Genomic DNA, 3,388 nt, shown 5'->3' on the forward strand with positions numbered 1-3,388 from the left:
GTTGTTGCTCTTCGATGATGTCGTTCATGGCGTTCATGGCTCCTGTTGTTGGGGTGAAAAATCTCTAGTCATGTAGGGTGGATAAGCGCAGCGCATCCACCATTCTCGCTGGCTCGGTAGGCGGATGCGCTGCGCTTATCCGCCCTACTTATGCTTCCCTGTGTAGGATGAGTTCCGCAAGCTCCACCCATCCTATGTGCTAGCTCGCCAAGGGCGAGGCATTGCGGATGGCCGCGTGGCCCACCTGGCCGAACATCCGGCCATATTGCCGCTCCAGGAAACGGGCCGCCTCGACCATCAGCAACTCGCCGATCTCGTCCACATGGCGGGCGCGCCAATCCTGGTAGCGGGTGCCCTTCACCCATTGGTTGAAGGCGCCGATGGCCGGGCCGCATTGAATCTGGAAATCCACCTTGCCGTCTTCGATGCCCCGCATGGCGAGGCGGGTGGAATGCACGAAATACCAGCGGAACACCAGGGCCATCTTGTGCTTGGGGCTGCGCTCGGCCCGCTCTATCACCGTCGGCGACCGGCTCAGATAATACTGGCGGGTCTCCTCGTACACCTCGGCGAAGCTGCGCTTGAAATAGCGCTGCTCAATCTGCTCGCGGGTCTTGGCGTCGATCTCGTCCAGCGACTCGTGGCGGCGATACAGCTCATAGAGCTTGTTGGCGCGGGCCGGGAAGAACAACCCCTTGCGTAACACCTGCACCTTGGCACCGATTTCAAACATATCGCCCGCCGGGGCAATCTCGGTGTCCTGCACATTGGCCTCGGCCAAAAGGTCTTTGACGAGGTCGCTGGTCCCGGCTTCCGGCGTGCATTGGTTGATGGAGCCGGTCATGACGAAATCCGCCCCCATGGCGAACGCCGCCGCGATGGCCTGCGGCGTGCCCAACCCGCCCGCCGCCCCGACCCGGATGGCGCGGGGATAACGGTGCTGGGCCATGGCCTCGTCGCGCAACAGCAGCATGGCGGGCAACAGGGCGAAGGCCACGCCCCGGTCGGTGTGCCCGCCGGAATCGGACTCCACGCACAGGTCGTCGCACATGGGGATGGCCTCTGCCAGCCGGGCTTCCTCGGCGGTGATGCGGCCCGCGCCTTGCAACTGGGCCAGCAACCGTTCCGGCGGCGGGGCGAGGAACAACGCGGCCACTTCCGGGCGGGACACCTTCGCCATCAATTTGTGGGGAATCTCCACCCGGCCATCCGGCAGGGCACGCAACCCGCTCACCCGATACCGGACCACGGCGGACGATAACTGGATGAACGCCGCCGCGTCCACCCGCTCGACGCCGTGGCGGAGATACAGGTCCACGGTGGCGTCTTCCTCCTGGGGTTGAGCCGGGTTTGACAAGAGGTTCATGCCGAAAGATTGGCCCTGCGGTAGCCCCTCGCGGATGCGGCGGATGGCCGATTCCAGCCGGTCGGGACGCAAGCCGCCGCTGCCGAAATAGCTTAGCAGCCCGGCCCGCCCCATGCGGATCACCAACTCCTCGGACGCGATGCCCTTGTACATCGCCCCCGACACATAGGCGTACTTGACGCCGTGATCCTGCCGGAATTCCGCCGAACCCAAATGTTCCGGGCCGAATCCCGGTATGCTGCCTGATCGTTGCATGGATGTGTTCTTATGTTTCTATGAATTCGTTCGCCCAGATAATTCCGCTGTAGGTCGGGCTTTAGACCGATCCCAGTTGCGATGTCGGGCTAAAGCCCGACCCTACAAGCCCGCGCTAATTGCCCTTTCCACCAGCCGCACCAAACAATACCCGTCCACCGCCGCCGGGCCGATGCGTTCCCCCGGCTGGCATTCCTTCCAGGCCACCGGAAAGCTGGCGACATCGTGCAAGGTCGCGTACACCGCGTAATCCCGGTAAATCTCCGGCCCAAAATCCGGCGCGAAGCTCTCCCCCGCCCGCAACGCGCCGTACACGAACCGGGTGTCGGGATTCCCCACCGGCAGGAATTGCCGCTCCACCCAGGCCGCCGACAGCTTATCCCGCCAGCGCAGCATCGGATAACAATAATAGTTGAGCAGCCGATAGAACCCATTGCCGCGCCGGGCCAGCATCCCGTAAAAAGCGTTGATCGCTCCCCGGTATTCCGCCGCCGCGATACGGGGTTCGCCATCCACCGTCACGGCGGGAAACAGCAGGCGCTCGGGATGGTGATCGTAATAGCGCAAGGCCAACACATAGCGCCCCGGCGGCAGGGGGATGATTTCCTCGCCACTCCCCGACCCCGCCCGGATCGTCCGGCATTCGACACAGGCGCGGCTGGGATAGGCGTACACCACGATGGAACCCCGCCCCGCGCTGGCGAGGATGGCGTCCCGATCCACCGCCAGTTCCCCTAGCACCGACACCGGACCCACCGACACCAGGGCGGCGTGTGGATTGAGGCGCGGGCCGGTGGTCATCACCACGGGCAAGGCCAGCGGATGGCACAGGGCTTCCCCGGAGAATGGCCGCCAAATCAGGGCGCGGGGGCTGTCCGGCGGGAAGGCCCGGTTGAACAGCCCGTGCAGCAAAACCCGCATCACCCGGAAAAACAGGAACGACGCCACGCCCAGCAGCACGGCACCCGGCCCGGTTGGAAGCTTAGCCGCCACTCAGCCACCCTCCCGCAGACAAGCCAGCAATCCGGCCCGCCAGCGCCCCGCGAATTCCCGGATGGTGTCCGGCGTGTGCAAGTTCTCGGCGTAACGGATCAACAAGCGCCCGCTTCGGCCTTCCCAACGGGCGATGCAATCCAGCGCATAAGGCCGCTGCCAGTCGTCCGGTTGCCGGGTGCGGGTGGACAGCACCGTGGCCCGATGACCCGCGCCGCGCCAAGAGAAACCCGTCTGGAAGTTCAGCCGCACCGGGGCGATGGACTCGACGGGCGGCACCCGGCCCGCTTCGGCCAGCCACTCATAACCCGTGCCCCGCCGGGGTAGCGTGGCCAGAGCGGCCCGTAAGTCCTGCGCCCGCTCCGCCCAAGGCCGGGCCGCAGCCGTCCGCAGAACCAGCGGGTAATCGCAGGCCAAGTTGCCCACCGCGCCGGGGAAACTCCCCCACTCGCCCAGGTCGCGGCCATGATAGCGCTGGGCCAGGGGCACGGCTTCGGCCCCGGTCCATTTCGCCAGCGCCTCGTACAAGGCCAGGGCGCAGGCTTCGTACAGCGACACCGCGCCGCCCGGCTCCCGATCCAGGTACACATCCACCGCCCATTCCCGTTCCGCCGCATACTGGCTCGCACCGAAATTCTCGGGAAAATCGGTGGGCAAAATTAACGATCTGCCGGAAATATGGCCATGCCAAAACGCCTTTTGTCGCGCCTGTTCCGCCGCGTCAAACCGCTCCGCCAAGGTGCCGCAATACGCCGCGAATTCCCCGGCCTGACC

Annotated in this window: 3 protein-coding genes; all 3 read right to left on the reverse strand. The window is 65.3% G+C overall.

From position 1 onward, the window contains the following. Positions 1–199: 199 nt before the first annotated feature. Positions 200–1,621, reverse strand: coding sequence for a PfaD family polyunsaturated fatty acid/polyketide biosynthesis protein (locus ACXWUF_RS20825; protein ID WP_458499497.1), 1,422 nt, complete (start codon positions 1,619–1,621; stop codon positions 200–202). 102 nt (positions 1,622–1,723) lie between these two features. Further along, a complete protein-coding gene (locus ACXWUF_RS20830) occupies positions 1,724–2,614 on the reverse strand; it encodes a DUF6208 family protein (RefSeq protein ID WP_458503379.1) in 891 nt (296 codons plus the stop codon). Continuing rightward, positions 2,615–3,388: condensation domain-containing protein (locus ACXWUF_RS20835; RefSeq protein ID WP_458503380.1), on the reverse strand; the 774-nt coding region annotated here is incomplete at its 5' end.

The organism is Methylomagnum sp., from assembly GCF_054333355.1.